We start from the raw sequence: 16,344 nt of genomic DNA on the forward strand, positions 1-16,344 counted from the left end.
GAGTGGTGACTATTCGCCTGTACGACACCAGCGCCCGGCAGATCCGTGACTTCACCCCGCTCACACCGGGCTGCGTCTCGATCTACCTCTGTGGCGCCACCGTGCAGGCCGCCCCGCACATCGGCCACATCCGGTCGGGGCTGAACTTCGACATCATGCGCCGCTGGTTCGCCTACCGCGGCTACGACGTCACGTTCATCCGGAACGTCACCGACATCGACGACAAGATCATCGCCAAGGGCGCGGACCAGGGCCGCCCCTGGTGGTCCATCGGCTACGAGAACGAGCGCGCGTTCAACTCCGGCTACGACGCGCTCGGTTGCCTGCCGCCCACCTACGAGCCCCGCGCCACCGGGCACGTACCCGAGATGATCGAGATGATGCGCGGCCTCATCGAGCGCGGTCACGCGTACGAGGCCGACGGCAGCGTCTACTTCGACGTGCGCTCCTTCCCGGGGTACCTGGAGCTGTCCAACCAGGACATCGACGACCTGCGGCAGCCCGCCGAGGACGGCATCACCGGCAAGCGCGACCCGCGCGACTTCGCGATGTGGAAGGCGACCAAGCCGGGCGAGCCCGACTGGGAGACCCCGTGGGGCCGCGGCCGCCCCGGCTGGCACCTGGAGTGCTCGGCCATGGCCCACAAGTACCTGGGCTCCGCCTTCGACATCCACGGCGGCGGCCTCGACCTGATCTTCCCGCACCACGAGAACGAGATCGCCCAGGCCAAGGCCTTCGGCGACGACTTCGCGAAGTACTGGGTGCACAACGCCTGGGTCACCATGGCCGGCGAGAAGATGTCGAAGTCGCTCGGCAACAGCGTGCTGGTGTCGGAGATGGTCAAGAACTGGCGCCCCATCGTCCTCCGCTACTACCTGGGCACCCCGCACTACCGGTCGATGATCGAGTACAGCGAGGAGTCCCTGCGCGAGGCCGAGTCGGCGTTCGCCCGTATCGAGGGCTTCATCCAGCGCGCCACCGAGAAGGCCGGGACGACCGTCGCCCCCGCCGACGAGGTGCCGCCGGCCTTCGCCGAGGCCATGGACGACGACCTGGGCGTGCCGCACGCGCTCGCGATCATCCACACCACCGTCCGCCAGGGCAACAGCGCCCTCGCCGCGGACGACAAGGACGAGGCCATCGCCCGCCTCGCCGAGGTCCGCGCCATGCTCGGCGTCCTCGGCCTGGACCCGCTCGACCCGCAGTGGGCCGAGGAGTCCGGTGGCGGCGAGGAGCTCCACGGCGTCGTCGACACCCTCGTACGGCTCGTGCTCCAGCAGCGCGAGTCGGCCCGCGAGCGGAAGGACTGGGCGACCGCGGACGCGATCCGCGATCAGCTGAGCCACTCCGGTCTCGTCATCGAGGACAGCCCCGACGGCCCCCGCTGGACGCTGGGCAACCGTTAGAAGACGTGCCGCTCGGGGCTCCGGGCGGCACACTTCAGTTACAGACTTATGCACGCAGGCAATAGAGGAAACAGGTAGTCATGGCCGGGAACAGCCAGCGCAGGAACCGTCGCACGTCCAACAAGAAGGGTGCGACGGTCGGCAGCGGTGGCCAGCGGCGCAAGGGCCTCGAAGGCAAGGGCCCGACGCCCAAGGCCGAGAACCGCAAGGGCCACAAGGCTTTCCGCGTCACCAACGCGATGGCCCGGAACGCGGCCAAGCGCAAGCCCGTCGTGCGCCGCGGCGGCAAGGGGACGTCCGAGATGGTCGTCGGCCGCAACCCGGTCTTCGAGGCGCTGCGCGACGGCGTGCCCGCCACGACCCTGTACGTGCAGCAGTTCATCGACAACGACGAGCGCGTGCGCGAGGCCCTGAACCTCGCCACCGGCCGCGGCAACATCCACATCATGGAGGCGCCGCGCCCCGAGCTCGACCGGATGACGAACAACCTGAACCACCAGGGTCTCGTCCTCCAGGTCCCGCCGTACGAGTACGCGCACCCCGAGGACCTCGCCGCGGCCGCCTACGACGACCACGAGGACCCGCTGATCGTCGCCCTCGACGGCATCACCGACCCGCGGAACCTCGGCGCCGTCGTCCGCTCCGTCGCGGCCTTCGGCGGCCACGGCGTGGTCGTCCCCGAGCGTCGCGCCGCCGGCATGACGGCCGGTGCGTGGAAGACCTCGGCCGGTACCGCCGCCCGCACCCCGGTCGCCCGCGCGACCAACCTGACCCGCTGCCTCGAGCAGTACCAGAAGGCCGGCCTCACGGTCGTCGGTCTCGCGGCCGACGGCGACCACGAGGTCCACGAGCTGGAGGCGCTGTCCGGCCCGGTCGTCATCGTCGTCGGCTCCGAGGGCAAGGGCCTGTCCCGCCTCGTCGGCGAGACCTGCGACTTCCTCGTCCGCATCCCGATGCCGGGCGGCGCCGAGTCGCTGAACGCCGGCGTCGCCGCGGGCGTCGTCCTGTACGAGGCGGCCCGCCGCCGTATGGCATAAGACCGCACCGGGGTGCCACGCCACCGGCGTGACACCCCACGAGGGTGACGTCTCGTCGGCGTCAGCCCCCCCCCGTCCGTGCCCGCGCCCGCCTCAGGTCGTCAGACCTGCCAGGCGGGCGCGCGTCATGGCGGCGATGGTGAACCCGTCGGTGATCCGCCCGTCGGCGATCATGGCCTCGGCCTCCGCGAACGGCAGTGTCAGCGCGCCGCGGATGCCCTCGGCGGCCTCAAGGCCGCCCACCGAGTCGATCCGGGCCGCGAACAGCAGCACCCGGTCGCAGGTCAGACCCGAATCGGGATGCAGGGAACCGAGCGGGAGCAGCTCCTGGACCCGCGCCCCGATCTCCTCCGCCAGCTCCTTCGCCGCGTTCGCCTCGCCCGTGTGACCCGTCGTGCCGAAGCCGCGGGGAATCTCCCAGTGCCACGACCGCGTGGCGTGCCGGTAGTGCTCGATCAGCACCATCCGGTCGCCGAGGAGCGGCAGGATCGCGCACGCCGGCGCGGCGGTCGGGCTCATCCAGCGGATGTACGTACCGGCACGGCCGTCGGGGAAGCGCACCGCGTCCCGTACGAGCAACACGTACGGATCCTCGTACACGACCCCGCCGGCGGCCTCGACGGAGGCCGGGTCCGTCAGGATCTCGATCCCGCCGGGCTCGTTGCGGAACAGCTCCGGCCGCTCGCCGCGCAGCAGGTCGTACCGCCGCACAGGGTCCCCGTTCTCCCCGCTCATGGTCGTTCCCACTCCCTTTCGGGTCCGGCGGGGTACGCCGGACACGTGCTAGCCGTGCCGTGCCTGCTGGTCGGCCTGGCCGCCCCGGGCGGGGGCCACCCGCCCGGTCTCGACGACGGGACCGCCGTACACGTCCAGGATGGTCTTCCAGTCCTTCTGGAGGTTGCCCAGCCGGAGCGTGGGCAAGGTCAGCGAGTGGCCGAGGCCGGAGCGCCGGTCGCGGGCGGCCTTGTCCCAGAACTCCAGGCGGACGGTCATCGCCCCGCCGACCGCGGTCAGCATCTGCAAGGTGCCCGAGATCAGGGACACCTCCTCGCCGCTCGCGATCTGCAGCGCCACCCCGCCCGACTCGAGCACCAGCATCGTGGTGATCTCCCGGGCGAAGCCCTCGCCCGAGCGGCCGGCCCGGCGCGCCGTCCTCAGCATGCGGGCGTGGTCCCGGGCGACCGTGGCCGCGCGCTCCGAGAACTCGTCGGGATCCGGGATGCGTCCGCCCCGGAAGCTGTCGTGGAGGAAGGTCTCCAACGACCCCACGTACGTGTTCCACTCGCCGGTCTCCCGCAGGGCGATGATGTCGGCGAGCGACAGACCGGCGTACGAGTTGGGGCCGTCGACCGCCCGGTGCAGCGAGTCCGCGACCAGGTTCCGGATCAGCAGGCCGATCGCCTCCGGGTCCTGTGCCCGGGCCTGGGGCGAGACGTCCTCCTGGAGCGTGCGGCGCGGGGGAGAGCCCGGGGGAGTGAGCGCGACGAGCCCGCTCGCGTCGGGCAGCCCCAGGTTGTACATGAGGTCGATCAGCTGCTTCGTCGGCACGATCTCGGCGCCCTCCCGCAGGAGGCCGTGGTGCGGATCGGTGCCCGGGCGGGTGAGGAACTCCTTGTAGACCGCGTTCCGGGTGATGTTGGCCGTGTGGTCCTGGGAGCCCGCCCAGTGAAGGATGTCCTGCAGGATGCCGCTGCCCATCGAGGTGGCGAGGTCCAGCGGAATCCCGAGGTCCTTCGCGAGCTGCGGGGGGCTGAGCCACTTCAGCCCGGGGAGCTGCCGGGTGAAGCGCTGGCCTATGCGATCGGTGACCGCCCGGTTCGCCTCCTCGTCCCAGTCCAGGCGTACGAGACCCGGGTCGGACTCCTCCGTGATCAGCCGCCGCCAGGCACGCCCGGCGACCACGTCGTGGGCGAAGGCGAAGTCCTCGGTGCCGTCCCGCTCCATGAGCAGGTACGGCACGATCGCACGGTCGTTCAGGAGCTGCGCGAAGGCGTTGCGGTCGGCCGGCTCCGCCTGCGGGACGAAGTTCGCGTACAGGGCCTCGTTGTTGACGAAGAAGGCCCGGTTGACCACCAGGGTGCCGCTGTTGACGAGGGAGCGGCGCAGCTCGGCCGAGGCGGCGGCGACGGCTCCGGGAGCCTTCCTCGGCGCGTTCGTTCCCTGCCGGCCCTCGGCCAGTTCCGTCGGGAGCCATTGGTTGTCGAGGGCCTGGGCCATCACCGGGTAGTGGGTCAGGTCCGAGAAGACGAGCTGGTTGTCCCGCCGCACCGGCTGCGGAGCCTGTCCCTCCGGCTCCGGGTCGCGCTGCCGCGGGACCTGCTCCTGGGCGGCCGGATCGATGTGACCGTCCGAACCGTGCTGGACTGGGTTGGTCATGCTGTCGCTCCCCTCGACTCGCATCACGCGTCCCTCAAAGTAAACTGACGACCCGCCAGCGAACAAATGATCCCGGCCATCGCCTTCCCGGCCACCGTCTCCCGACGCCGTTGATCTTGACGGGTCTCGGACATTTGCGAGCTGTCAAGGCAGTGTCCTAAACCCAGATCACTCGGTTAGATGAGTGTGGACACCAGAACGCCCCGGCCGGGGTTCGACGATCAGCCCGCGCTGAGCATGGTCAAAGTGGACTCCGATCCCGCCCAGGTGATCGTGAACCACGCCAGCTTCCGTGTGCGGCTCGCGCCGGCCAAGGCGCCGACGTTCGCCGCGAACCCGCGCGTCGCCGCCTTCGCGGGAGCGGGAGCGGGAGCCGCAGCCGCCGCCGGAGCCGCGGGAGGGGGCGCGCCGCGCCGCCGTCCCGTCGTGTGGACGGGGAAGTCCGCGCCGGGCGCGACCGGACTCCTCCAGGCCGTACGCGAGTCCTCCGTCTCCACGCTCGACCCGGCCGTCGGCCACGCCGGACTCGACGCGGGCGCCACCCAGGCCATCCCGCGCATCGACGACACCATGCCCACCCCGGTGGTGCCCCCCGAGGCCGCCGGCCCGCTGCTGCCGCCGATGCGCCGCGCCGAGGGCGCCTACGACGACGTGTACGAGCTCCGTCCCGAGACCCCCGGGCCGTACGGGGACGACGTGACGGACGGCCGGGACGGCCAGGGAAGCCGCGACGGCCGCCGCCAGGCGCACGATCCGGTCCGGCACGCGTACTACCCCGGGCGCCGGATGAACCTCGGCGTCGTCCTCCTCCCGCTCCGCGTCTTCCTCGGCTTCATCTCCATCTACGCGGGCATGGGCAAGCTCTGCGACCCCGTCTACTTCGACGGCGGCGAGCGCGGCTCGATGGTGAAGTGGCTCAACTCGCTGCACCCCTGGGCCCTCGCCGAACCCCTCCGCGACTTCGCCCTCCAGCACCCTGTGGGCGCCGGACTCACCGTCGCGTTCCTCCAGGTCGTCGTCGGCGTCCTCACCGTCCTCGGCCTCTGGCAGCGGGTGGCGGCCGTCGTCGGCGCCCTGCTCTCCGCCGCGCTCCTCCTGACCGTCAGCTGGAAGACCGTCCCGGTCTACGACTCCGCCGACATCATCTACCTCGCCGCCTGGTCCCCCCTGATCATCGCCGGCGCCCCCGTCTACTCGCTCGACGGCCGCCTCGCGGGAGAGGCCTGGCGCACCCTCGGCCCCCGCGCGGAACTCTGGGCCCTGCGCCGCCGGGTCACCCGCCGCAGCACGCTTCTCGCCTCGGTCGTCGTCGGCCTCACCCTCCTCATCGGCTCCGTCCTCGGCGGCGCGGTCCGCTCGACCGAGATGGTCACCGTCCCGGGCCCCAACGACGACCCGATCAACCACCTTCCCGGCCGTCCGCTCCCCACGGAGCCGCCGCGCCGCGCGCCCTCCAGGAGCGCCACGACCGCGCCCGAGCCGACCGCGACCTCCGAGACGACGGAGGCCACGGCGGGGCGCGAGGAGACCGAGGAGGCGACCCGGCCGACCGAGACGACCCGGGAGGCCACCCGCACGCAGGAGCAGCGCCCGACGGCCACGCGGGGCAGCGGCAGCACGGGCTCGGCCACGACGACCCGCCCGCCCACGCAGTCGGACCCGGCGCCCCCGCCGACCACGAGCGACACCCCGACCGGCACGGGCGGCACGTCGAGCGGCGGCTCCACCGGTTCGACGGGCTCGACGGGCGGCAGCAGCACGCCCACGGAGAGCGGCTCGACGACGGGCGGCGCGAGGAACCCGATCGGCGGCCTGCTGGGCTGAGGCGAGCGGGACAGAGGAAAGGGCGGCACCGCGGAGGCGGCGCCGCCCTTTCCGTACGAAGCGGAGCTACGCACCCGGGGACACCCCCAGGTGCGTACTGCTCCTTCTCAGGCCCTCTGCGCGGCGAGCTCCTTGGCTGCCTCCGTGAGGTCCTTGGCGGTGTCGATGGCCCGCCAGTACGCCCCCTGGGGCAGCGGGAAGCCCGCCAGGCGGCGCTCGCGGGCGAGGCGGGGGAAGGTGGTCCGCTCGTGGTCGCCGAGGTCCGGGAGGAGCTCGGTGAAGGCGGCGGAGAAGACGTACACGCCGGCGTTGATGAGGAACGGCGACGGCGGCGCCTCGACGAAGTCGGTGATGTGCCCGAAGTTGTCGGTCTCGACGGCGCCCCAGGGGATGCGGGGGCGGGCCAGGGCGAGGGTGGCGAGGGCGTCGCGCTCGGCGTGGAAGGCGGCCATCTCGCGGAGCGAGAAGCGGGTCCAGATGTCGCCGTTGGTCGCGTACCAGGGCTGGTCCGGCGAGGGCAGGTGCGTGGCGGCGTACTTGAGACCGCCACCGCGGCCCAGGGGCTCGGACTCGACGACCGTCGTCACCTTGAGGGGGAGGTCGGCGGATTCCAGCCATTCCTGGAGGACCTCGGCGAGGTGGCCGCAGGAGACGACCGCGTCGGTCACGCCCTCGGCGGCGAGCCAGGAGAGCTGATGGCCGATGATCGGGGTCCCGGTGCCCGGGATCTCGACCATCGGCTTGGGGCGGTCGTCGGTGTAGGGGCGCAGCCGCGAGCCCTGGCCGCCCGCCAGGACCACGGCCTGCGTCGGATTGGTGTGCATACGGGGAACGATAGGCGCCCCGCACGCATCGAGCCGTTCAGCTCGCGGCTCAGCTCGCGCGCATGACGCCGGTCGCGTACGCGGTGTCGCAGACCGGGCGGGAGAAGGACTGGGCCCGGGAGGGGCCGTAGTGCTTGACGGCGGCGCGGCCGAGGGCGCGGGCGATGGACATGCAGTGGTCGGCGAGCGACGGCCGGTTCTCGACCTCGCGCTGGAGGTGCGTGAGGGCCGTACCGGGGTCCTTCTCCTGAAGCTCTGCGAGGAGCTGGTCGCGGAGAATATCCTGCGGGGCACGGGACTTGGCGCGGACGGAGACGTCCGTGGAGGAGGCCGTCAGCTGGGTGGTGGAGTCCTGGCCGGCCCACGGAACGGCGGACACCGCGAGCGTTCCCGAGAGCACCAGGACGACGGGCAGGACGAGGGCGAGAGAGCGGCCGATTCGGCGGGCAGTGTGCGTCACGCAGGCGAGCGTAGCGGCCGGTAGTGATATGGCGACATTTAGTCACTCTCGCGGGGGATGGTTCGAGGCGGCTTTTCGAATTCCGTGTTGACGCGGAGGTCGGGGATGGGCCCTGAATGCCGGGGTTTTCCGCGGTAAACCATGACTTGGGCCTCCTTGGACCTCTTAGGCGAACGGCCCCGCATCTGCAAGAGATGCGGGGCCGTTCAGCGAGGCGCTTCGGCGCTTCGGCGCTTCGGGGCTTCGGGGCTTCGGGGCTTCGGGGCTGAGGCACCGAGGCTCTGAGCCTCGGCCACGGGTCAGTCGCTGAGGCGGGCGCCCGTGGAGGTGGAGAAGACGTGCAGCTCGGCAGCGCGCGGGACGACGTGCAGCGTGGAGCCCTTGGCGGGGACGTCACGGCCGCCGACGCGGACGACCAGGTCCTTGTCCTCGCCGCCGACGCGGGTGGAGCCGTAGATGAAGCCGTCCGAGCCGAGCTCCTCGACGACGTTGACCGTGACGGCCAGGCCCTCGCCGCTCTCCGAGCCCTGCACGTCGAAGTGCTCGGGGCGGATGCCGACGGTCACGGTGGTGTCGCCGGCGGCGGAGGCGGCGGCGATGGCGTCACGGGAGACCGGGACGAGGCTGTTGCCGAACTTCACGCCGCCGTCGGTGATCGGGACCTCGACCAGGTTCATGGCGGGGGAGCCGATGAAGCCGGCGACGAAGAGGTTGGCGGGCCGGTCGTACATGTTGCGCGGGGAGTCGACCTGCTGGAGCAGACCGTCCTTCAGCACGGCGACGCGGTCGCCCATGGTGAGGGCCTCGGTCTGGTCGTGGGTGACGTAGACCGTGGTGATGCCCAGACGGCGCTGGAGGCCGGCGATCTGCGTACGGGTCGAGACACGGAGCTTCGCGTCGAGGTTCGACAGCGGCTCGTCCATGAGGAAGACCTGGGGCTCACGCACGATGGCACGACCCATGGCGACACGCTGGCGCTGACCGCCGGAGAGCGCCTTCGGCTTGCGGTCCAGGTACTCGGTGAGGTCGAGGATCTTCGCGGCCTCTTCGACCTTGGCGCGGATCTCGCTCTTGTTGACACCGGCGATCTTGAGCGCGAAGCCCATGTTGTCGGCGACGGTCATGTGCGGGTACAGCGCGTAGTTCTGGAACACCATCGCGATGTCCCGGTCCTTCGGCGGCAGGTGCGTGACGTCGCGGTCACCGATGCGGATGGAGCCGGCGTTGACGTCCTCGAGCCCCGCGAGCATGCGGAGCGAGGTCGACTTGCCACAGCCGGAGGGCCCGACGAGGACGAGGAACTCGCCGTCGGCGATCTCGATGTCGAGCTGGTCGACGGAGGGCTTGGTGGCACCGGGGTACACCCGGGTCGCCTTGTCGAAAGTGACGGAAGCCATGGTGATGTGTCCCTTCACCGGCAGGAACGTGCCGGACGATCCGAGTAAAGGAAGGATTGAGGTCTAGTCCACCAGGGTGAACCGTAGGTGACGCTACCTGGCGATGCCGGATCTGTCAGCAGCCCGGAGGACCCGAGATTTCCGGCCGCCGCCCGTGCGGGGTTGGTTACACTGCACTGGCTGCCTCCTTAGCTCAGCTGGCCAGAGCACCGCTCTTGTAAAGCGGGGGTCGTCGGTTCGAACCCGACAGGGGGCTCCAGGTAGGAAACGTCGAAGACCCCCAGCCGATCTTGGTTGGGGGTCTTTGGCATCTACGGGTGACATCAACGGCGGCGGTCAGGCGGGGACGGTCGGGCCCTGGACGCCGTCGCGTGAGGGGCCGGTCCACCGAGGTCAGTGGTTATGCCGTGGTCCGTTCACTCCGCGATCCGGGAGGCGGCCCTTTCCCACGGGGTCGGCTCTGCGACGTCGTCATGCTCGTCGGCGTCTTCCTGGTACCACCCTCTTTCGGCGAGCCAGGTTTCGAACCATTCGGCCAGACTCCCGGCATCGACGAACCAGGCGGCGGCTCCGTCGTCCACGATGGCGTTCGGCTCGAAGAGGAGGACCGTGGCGGTCTCACTGCGGCAGTCCACCGCGGCGTACATCCCGCAGCCCCAGTCAAGGATCGGCAGCACGCCCGCCGGCCAGTACGGGGTCTCGCCCTCGGCTGAGGAGGATCGCTCGGACTGGTAGTCGCTCAGCACCGTACGGCCTGCCCCGACCAGCGGAAGAAGCTGGTAGTCGGGGCCGTAGCCGCCGTTGGCCACCTCCCGATACAGGCTCGCCAGCAGGGGCGGGAGCGCGAAGCCGAGAACGGCCTCTGCCGCAGCGACCTCCTCGGCACTGGCGGCGGGAGGCAAGGCCGTAGAAGTGGCCTTGGCCTTTGCCGCTACGCGGGGAACGAGACCTTCGATGGCTATCACGCGCGCGATCCTGGCAGGCGCCTACGACACCGGGAGTGATCCGTCCGTAGGAGGATCAGGGCTGATGGCTTCGCTTTCGACTCCGTCGGTGACGCTCATTTGGTGATCGACATGCTGGTGGGCGCCTTGCAGTGACTGCTGATCTACCCGGACCAGGGATTCACCAGCCGCCCCCTGCGGGATGGGCAAGGTCAAGTTCGGAGCCAGGCGCGCCGGTGACGGGCAGCGGCGTACACGCTCTCCACCTGTTCTGGGGTGAGCTTGCCGGTGAGAGGCCCGAGTGCCGCTACCTCCCGCTCCTGGTAGACGCGAACGGCGCCCTGCGCACTTGCACGATGCAGGGAGGCCACACCGACGAACACCAGGACTGGCTCGACGGGCACGTCGAAGGCGCAGTACCGCCCAAGCACCTTTCGTACGTAGTCGGCCTCGGCCTTGCTTGCTGCACCGTAGGGCTGTGGCGGTCCACCATTGATCTTGGCCATCGCGTCGCCGACCCAGACCGATGCGCCTTGGTGGGTTTTGGTGTTGATGCTGAACACACCTCCAGGGCCGATCAGCAGGTGGTCGATGTCGCCGCCGTTGCTCTTCTCGATGCCGTGGAGGATCCGCCAACCAAGCGGCGACAGGCGTTCCAGCTCTCGGCCTACGCGCCGCTCTCCCGCAAGCCCGGCGTACCAGTTGTCCCATTCCGAGGGCTGCCGCAGTAACTTCGCCCGCAGCCGCTGAGCCGTCGATGGGCCTCGCTCGGCGATCGTTCCGAGGAGTCGGGCGCCGGGGCGGTTCCTCGCCAGGTCCTCACTGGGGCTGAGGGGTGGGAGAGGTGCCGGCCGTCCGGCCGGGTGGCTCGTGGCTGAGGGACCAGGATGGCGAGGGGGTGGTGCGGAGTCTGCTCCATGAGCGCGCGAGGGTGAGGAGCCAACGGTGAGCCCATCCCCAAGGTGACGCCGGAGCAGGGCCAACGCCTCATCCTGGTACTGCCGAACCTTGATCGTCACGGTCTTCGTCGCTCGATCCGCCCAGGCGACCGATGTTCCGTCCGGGAGGTTCACGTACAGCCGATCCTTGCCGTGCCTCTTCCACGGATTCACCGTGAGATCGCTCATCAGCCGCCCCCCAGCTATGCCGTCCCCACACCTATGCCAGCAGCTGTTGCCTGTATCGACAAGACCGCCTGAGGCAGGGCGAGTTGTTACAGGTTTCTCTACCTCATCAAGGCACCCGCCGCGCACGGCGCGGCGCGCGGGCCTGCGCTCCTGTCTACGCCCCGCTCCAGCCCGGCCGCCGTCCGCACGCCTGACAGCTCGGGTTGATGGGTGACGAACCACGAAGCGGCCGAGGCAGTCCGCGAGTGCGGCTCAAGACGATGCCTCCGGCGGGGGCACAACAAGCACCAGGATGGGCGGGGGCGTACGCGAGTGGCGGCCGGCGGGGTGTAACGGTGGGTGGCTCCCATCCCGTCTGCCGTCAACCCAGGCCGAGCCGAGCAGACACGGCACCGCGCCCGCTCCACATATGTGTGGGTCGACGGCAGACGGGATGGGAGTTGGGGTGAGTGGTGGGTGCAGTAGCGCAGCGGTCTAGGACTGAACTCAATCCCCTGGAACCAGAGATACCCGCCCTTCTTCACCTCGACCCGATCAAACCCTCGTAGGGGCCGTCCTCGCACCACACCAGCTCCGAGTTCGACATGCGATCAAGGTCCGCCGAACGCGCCTTTCGCGTGCCCCGTCACGCAGGGAACCGCGGGGAGCTACGGGCACTAGCGGAGAGCGGGAAACGGATCGTCCCCCGATCGCGCCATCTGGTCAGGGGCCGCTTCACCTGGCGGTGGGTGTGGGATTTGAACCCACGGTGACTCGCGCTACGACGGTTTTCAAGATTGATCACCGGGTGGCACACGCACTCTTGGACATCTCAACCAGCCCGACGCCAGACCCAAGTCCAGTGGCATCGGTGGTCACGGCGCTCATAAGCCTTGCCGGCCTGACCAGCCGCAGCCCTGCCGGAACTCAGATCACGCCCCGGGACGAGTGTCTAACTGCGTGACAACGTGGGCGAACAACAGCGAACGAGCGCGAACGCCTGCGAACCGTTGGCGCAGGTGACGGGGGTGCCGCCCTAGGCAGGGCCCCCGCCCAAGTTGCTTCGGGACGAAGCGGTCCTGGTGCCCCATCCTTAGGCAGGCGGGATGCCGGCAGGGGCGGCGCCATGGCGAAAATCCACACGCCGGCGCACGACCGGGCTACACGAGTTCGTCGGGCACGCGCCCCAACCAGACTGCAACAGCGGCTTTCATTGCACGTCTAAGCTCCAACTCGATCGTCCATATCCGCTGCGCAAGGGCCTCCACGTCGCTGATTGCTATCTGCCGCTCCTCGAAACCCTTCCTGTAGCGGCTTCGGCAGACGTGGAAGAGGCGATGATCTGCTGGGCTGGCGGAAGGACGACCTACGCAACCCTCCTCTCGCATGATGCAGTCGGAGCGCCACTCGCCGTGAACCATCAGATTCCGCTGACGATTGGCGTCCTGGGCGTCAAGGAGAACCGCCTTGATACGTTCCGAATTGTCGGCCGGCCAGCGCTGCATCGCACCAAGCTGACCAAGAACCGCCAGACCGTTCGAGACGAGCCAGTCCACTGACTGTCCCTCGAACACGATCCAACCAGCGTCGTCGTGCCCTGCCAGCTCCGACACCACGTAGCGCAGGCGCGACTCCATGTCTGCGCTGGCAACGACAAGCATCCCAAGTGCAGGATATAGATCATCAAATCCGTAGGAGTCACGAGCAGCATCTGACATGCCAACACCTTGCCGCATCACCGATCGAAGGCGTTCGGTTTTTAGCAGGTGCAGGCGCGTCGGCCCTCCTGAGCTGGCCTGGGCGTCGCCAGATCTTGCTGGAGTGGCCGACAGCACGCTGTGCGGCCTATCCGTGGACGGCGGAGGGAGCTGATGCGCTCACGCACCTCTGACCAGCGGTAACGCACAGGATGCACGCGCCCTCCGGAGCCTTTGCCGCGTACGGGCAGGCTTGCAAGGTTCGCGCGCGGCCGGCGCTGGCAGGGCACTCTTGGCCATCGGCGGAGCCTGGCCGTCGGTTAGGTCCCGGGCTTGCACCGGGCCGCCCCCGGACAGAACCAGGGATGCAGCTGCACTACAGAGCTGGATACCTCGGAAGCCGACCGCACGCAGGTGGACGCTATCCCGAGGCGCTGACAGACGGCGGCGAAGGCCGTGCCGCATCCGTGCCAGATCGTGCGGGGAGCACCCGACAGGGGGCTCCAGGTAGGAAACGTCGAAGACCCCCAGCCGATCATGGTTGGGGGTCTTCGGCGTCTACGGGTGGTCTCAGGAGCGCGGTGGGAGTTTCCCGGGTCAGGGTTGGGTGGACAGGGCGATTCGTAGTGCGCATGCCGTGAGTAGGGCGGCGGATGCGGACATGCCGATCACCAGGCCGCGGGTGCTCTTGGGGAGGCGTTCCGGGAGGGTTACCTCCTGGGGGCGCTTCGGGTCGTAGATCACGTCGAGGCGGCCGCCGACTTTCACGGGTGGGAACACGAAGGGGCCCACGGTGTACTGCCGTGTCGGGCTGCCCGGAGGGGTGTACTCCAGAAGCAGCATCGAGCCTGCCGCGACCTGGCCGACGTTCACGCAGATCGCGGACGTGCGTACGCCTCGCTTCAGCAGTGGGCTGAAGTGGATGTAGAAGCCGAGGGACAGGCCGAAGACGACCAGCCCGACCAGCACACCCAAGACGGTCAACCCCGTCATCGACATCGCCCCCGCTCGATGGAAAGCCCAGATCATCGTGTACGGCCCGCACGGGCACAAGAGGTTCCCGAGGGCTCCGGCGTTCAGGTGCTGTCCGTCGCTTCGGTCCGGGACACTTGGGCGTTACTGGGGTGTTTTTCGGGGAGGGGTGCGCGGATGGGTCGGCGTTCCGGTGGGCTGATCGGGATCTGGGCCGAGCAGCAGCGGGTTGCGCAGCGGCAGCGGGAGGGGCAGCAGCAGGCGGTGCTGCGGCAGCAGCGGGACGCCGAAGGGGCGCAGCGGGCGTACGAGCGGGATGTCGCCCGGATGCAGAAGGAGCAGAAGGCCGCCTATCGGCGGCATCGGGACGACGACGCTCTGCGGCGCACCCACGAGTTGGACGCGCGGGTCGCCGTCCTCGAAGGGCTGCTCGTCTCGGGGTGTCGGGCTCCGGCCTTCGGTGTCGACGCCTTGCGGCAGGCCGAGGAGGTGGAGCCGTTCGCGCCCGGGCCGTTGGGGGTTCCCGTGGTGATGCCCGACGAGCGGCACTACCAGGAGCGCGGCGGGCGGGCGCGGTTCGAGCGGGACTGGTACGCGGCGCAGGCCGCCGAGGCCCGGCGCCTGGAGCAACTGGCCGCGTACCGGAGGGAGTACGACGTGTGGGCCGCGGGGCGGCTCGCCGAGATCCGGCGCCACAACGACGGGCTCGCCGGGACCGCCGACGCGTTGCGGGCGGGCGAGCCCGACACCGTCGTCGAGTACTTCTCCGCCGTGCTCTTCGCCTCGACCGCCTGGCCGGAGGGCTTTCCGCGGGAGGTGGCCGCCGCCTACGACCGCGCCGGGCGGACGTTCGTCCTGGACTGGGACCTGCCCGGGTACGAGGTCGTGCCCGCCGCCAGGGGCGTCAAGTACCTGCCGAGCACGGACCAGGACAAGGAGGTGCCGCGGCCGGTGACGCAGCGGCGGGTCCTCTACCGGGACGTGCTCGCGCAGAGCGTCCTGCTCGCCGTGCGGGAGCTGTTCGTCGCCGATCGCTTCGGGCTGCTCGACGAAGTCGTGCTGAACGGGTACGTGGGTGGGGTCGATCCCGCCACCGGGCTCGCCGGGCGGGTGTGCGTGGCTTCCGTCGCCGTGGGGCGGCGGGACTTCGAGCGGCTGAACCTGCAGCTCGTCGGGGCCGTGGAGTGCCTGACCGGGGCCCTCGCCGGCCGTCTGTCGGCGAAGCCCGAGGAACGGGTCGCCGTGGCACCACTCCGTACGCCCGACCAGGTCGGGTCCGAGGTCGTGGTGCAGGGGGACGGCGAGGAGCCCGACCTGCTCGCCATGGACCCGATCGCCTTCGAAGGCCTGGTCGCCGAGCTCTTCCGGGCCCGCGGGCTCCAGGCGGTCACCACGCGCCGGTCCAACGACGGCGGGGTCGACGTCGAGGCGCTCGATTCCGACCCGATCAGCGGCGGGTCGATCGTCGTGCAGGTGAAGCGGTACCGGAACACCGTGCCGCCGACCGCCGTACGCGATCTCTACGGGACCGTGCAGGACGCCGGAGCGAACAAGGGCGTGCTGGTCACCACCTCGAAGTTCGGGCCGGGCTCCTACACCTTCGCCAACGGGAAACCACTGACGCTGATCTCGGGGACCGAGCTCGTCGACCTGCTGCACCAGCACGGGCTGCGGGGGCGGCTGGGGCCTGGCACGGGGACGGTGCCCGTTCCCGCCGAGGCCCCCGTGGCCGCGCCGGCCGAGGCCGCCGACGACTTCAACCTGCTCGGCATGGTGTGGTCCGGGTCGGTCGCCCTGGACGTGTGCGCGCTGGTCTGCTCGGGCAATCAGGTCCTCGGCGACGAGTGGTTCGTCTTCTTCAACAACCACTCCACACCCGATGGTTCGGTCGTGATGGTGGCCGCCGCTCCCGGTGACCGCGCGGCCGTCCGCGTCGGCTTCGACGCCCTGCCGGCCCGGGCCGATCGGCTCGTCCTCGTGGCGGCGGTGGATCCGGAGGTGAACCCGGACGCCGACCTGGGCGGGTTCACCGACGCGGGGATCCGGCTGCGCGACGACGCCGGGGGCGAGCTGGACCGCCTTGAGGTGTCCGACGGGCGGCCCGGCGAGACCGCGCTCGTCCTCGGGTCGTTCCGGCGGCGGGCCGGCGGCAACTGGGACTTCGTTCTCGGGGGGAAGGGATATCAGGGCGGTCTTGAGGAGTTGGTGGGGGACTTCGGTATTCAGGTGGAGTGACTTCGGTGGGCGGGTGAGCGGCTCCGTTCGGGTGGAGTGGCTCTGGTTTCGGGTGGAGTCGCTCTG

Annotated in this window: 13 protein-coding genes and 1 tRNA gene; 5 read left to right on the plus strand and 9 right to left on the minus strand. The window is 70.1% G+C overall.

What is annotated here, in order from left to right; genetic code table 11:
- Window positions 1–5: 5 nt before the first annotated feature.
- Both cysS and rlmB read left to right on the plus strand, forming a co-directional pair.
- Window positions 6–1,406 carry a cysteine--tRNA ligase gene (cysS, locus tag SGA01_RS19480; RefSeq protein WP_141297732.1) on the plus strand — a complete coding sequence of 467 codons (1,401 nt, stop codon included), beginning with the start codon at window positions 6–8 and terminating at the stop codon, window positions 1,404–1,406.
- Window positions 1,407–1,486: 80 nt separating this feature from the next.
- Window positions 1,487–2,443 (plus strand): 23S rRNA (guanosine(2251)-2'-O)-methyltransferase RlmB, encoded by a 957-nt coding sequence (gene rlmB, locus SGA01_RS19485; protein ID WP_141297733.1) that lies wholly within the window; start codon window positions 1,487–1,489, stop codon window positions 2,441–2,443.
- A 93-nt stretch (window positions 2,444–2,536) separates the two neighbouring features.
- On the opposite strand, the gene SGA01_RS19490 is transcribed toward rlmB, so the two are convergent.
- Together SGA01_RS19490 and SGA01_RS19495 are read right to left on the minus strand one after the other, a co-directional pair.
- Window positions 2,537–3,178 (minus strand): NUDIX hydrolase, encoded by a 642-nt coding sequence (locus tag SGA01_RS19490; protein ID WP_229918086.1) that lies wholly within the window; start codon window positions 3,176–3,178, stop codon window positions 2,537–2,539.
- Window positions 3,179–3,226: 48 nt separating this feature from the next.
- Entirely contained in the window at window positions 3,227–4,819 is a 1,593-nt protein-coding gene (locus tag SGA01_RS19495; RefSeq protein ID WP_141297734.1) for a hypothetical protein, read from the minus strand.
- Window positions 4,820–4,999: 180 nt separating this feature from the next.
- On the opposite strand from SGA01_RS19495, the gene SGA01_RS19500 reads away from it, so the two are divergent.
- Complete coding sequence (locus tag SGA01_RS19500; protein WP_141297735.1) at window positions 5,000–6,643, plus strand: DoxX family membrane protein; 1,644 nt, start codon at window positions 5,000–5,002, stop codon at window positions 6,641–6,643.
- A 107-nt stretch (window positions 6,644–6,750) separates the two neighbouring features.
- On the opposite strand, the gene SGA01_RS19505 is transcribed toward SGA01_RS19500, so the two are convergent.
- From SGA01_RS19505 to SGA01_RS19515, 3 genes are all read right to left on the minus strand, one after another.
- Entirely contained in the window at window positions 6,751–7,467 is a 717-nt protein-coding gene (locus SGA01_RS19505; RefSeq protein ID WP_141297736.1) for a nucleotidyltransferase family protein, read from the minus strand.
- Window positions 7,468–7,516: 49 nt separating this feature from the next.
- Entirely contained in the window at window positions 7,517–7,927 is a 411-nt protein-coding gene (locus SGA01_RS19510) for a hypothetical protein (protein WP_141297737.1), read from the minus strand.
- A gap of 299 nt (window positions 7,928–8,226) precedes the next feature.
- On the minus strand, window positions 8,227–9,324 hold the full coding sequence (locus tag SGA01_RS19515) for an ABC transporter ATP-binding protein (protein WP_055646120.1): 1,098 nt from the start codon (window positions 9,322–9,324) through the stop codon (window positions 8,227–8,229).
- 182 nt (window positions 9,325–9,506) lie between these two features.
- Between SGA01_RS19515 and SGA01_RS19520 the strand changes: the two genes are divergently transcribed.
- Window positions 9,507–9,583, plus strand: a tRNA-Thr gene (locus SGA01_RS19520).
- 157 nt (window positions 9,584–9,740) lie between these two features.
- Here the strand turns inward: SGA01_RS19520 and SGA01_RS19525 are convergent.
- The 4 genes from SGA01_RS19525 to SGA01_RS19540 all read right to left on the minus strand — a co-directional run bounded on the left by SGA01_RS19525 (window position 9,741) and on the right by SGA01_RS19540 (window position 14,070).
- Window positions 9,741–10,289, minus strand: a complete 549-nt coding sequence (locus tag SGA01_RS19525) for an SMI1/KNR4 family protein (protein WP_141297738.1) — start codon at window positions 10,287–10,289, stop codon at window positions 9,741–9,743.
- Between the two features lie 191 nt (window positions 10,290–10,480).
- Window positions 10,481–11,395, minus strand: a complete 915-nt coding sequence (locus SGA01_RS19530; RefSeq protein ID WP_141297739.1) for a nuclease-related domain-containing protein — start codon at window positions 11,393–11,395, stop codon at window positions 10,481–10,483.
- A 1,139-nt stretch (window positions 11,396–12,534) separates the two neighbouring features.
- The gene (locus SGA01_RS19535; RefSeq protein WP_141297740.1) at window positions 12,535–13,092 is read right to left on the minus strand and encodes a hypothetical protein; all 558 of its coding nucleotides are present in this window, start codon (window positions 13,090–13,092) and stop codon (window positions 12,535–12,537) included.
- Window positions 13,093–13,668: 576 nt separating this feature from the next.
- A complete protein-coding gene (locus tag SGA01_RS19540; protein WP_167534137.1) occupies window positions 13,669–14,070 on the minus strand; it encodes a DUF3592 domain-containing protein in 402 nt (133 codons plus the stop codon).
- A 150-nt stretch (window positions 14,071–14,220) separates the two neighbouring features.
- Between SGA01_RS19540 and SGA01_RS19545 the strand changes: the two genes are divergently transcribed.
- Window positions 14,221–16,278, plus strand: a complete 2,058-nt coding sequence (locus SGA01_RS19545) for a restriction endonuclease (RefSeq protein ID WP_141297742.1) — start codon at window positions 14,221–14,223, stop codon at window positions 16,276–16,278.
- Window positions 16,279–16,344 lie beyond the last annotated feature (66 nt).

Source organism: Streptomyces gardneri (assembly GCF_006539185.1).
GTDB classification, from domain to species: domain Bacteria; phylum Actinomycetota; class Actinomycetes; order Streptomycetales; family Streptomycetaceae; genus Streptomyces; species Streptomyces gardneri.

Bases quoted from the DNA above. Each gene is read 5' to 3' on its own strand.
- rlmB (WP_141297733.1), top strand. From the start codon at position 1,487: ATGGCCGGGAACAGCCAGCGCAGGAACCGTCGCACGTCCAACAAGAAG.
- SGA01_RS19490 (WP_229918086.1), bottom strand. From the start codon at position 3,178: ATGAGCGGGGAGAACGGGGACCCTGTGCGGCGGTACGACCTGCTGCGC.
- SGA01_RS19495 (WP_141297734.1), bottom strand. From the start codon at position 4,819: ATGACCAACCCAGTCCAGCACGGTTCGGACGGTCACATCGATCCGGCC.
- SGA01_RS19500 (WP_141297735.1), top strand. From the start codon at position 5,000: ATGAGTGTGGACACCAGAACGCCCCGGCCGGGGTTCGACGATCAGCCC.
- SGA01_RS19505 (WP_141297736.1), bottom strand. From the start codon at position 7,467: ATGCACACCAATCCGACGCAGGCCGTGGTCCTGGCGGGCGGCCAGGGC.
- SGA01_RS19515 (WP_055646120.1), bottom strand. From the start codon at position 9,324: ATGGCTTCCGTCACTTTCGACAAGGCGACCCGGGTGTACCCCGGTGCC.
- SGA01_RS19530 (WP_141297739.1), bottom strand. From the start codon at position 11,395: ATGAGCGATCTCACGGTGAATCCGTGGAAGAGGCACGGCAAGGATCGG.
- SGA01_RS19535 (WP_141297740.1), bottom strand. From the start codon at position 13,092: ATGTCAGATGCTGCTCGTGACTCCTACGGATTTGATGATCTATATCCT.
- SGA01_RS19540 (WP_167534137.1), bottom strand. From the start codon at position 14,070: ATGTCGATGACGGGGTTGACCGTCTTGGGTGTGCTGGTCGGGCTGGTC.
- SGA01_RS19545 (WP_141297742.1), top strand. From the start codon at position 14,221: ATGGGTCGGCGTTCCGGTGGGCTGATCGGGATCTGGGCCGAGCAGCAG.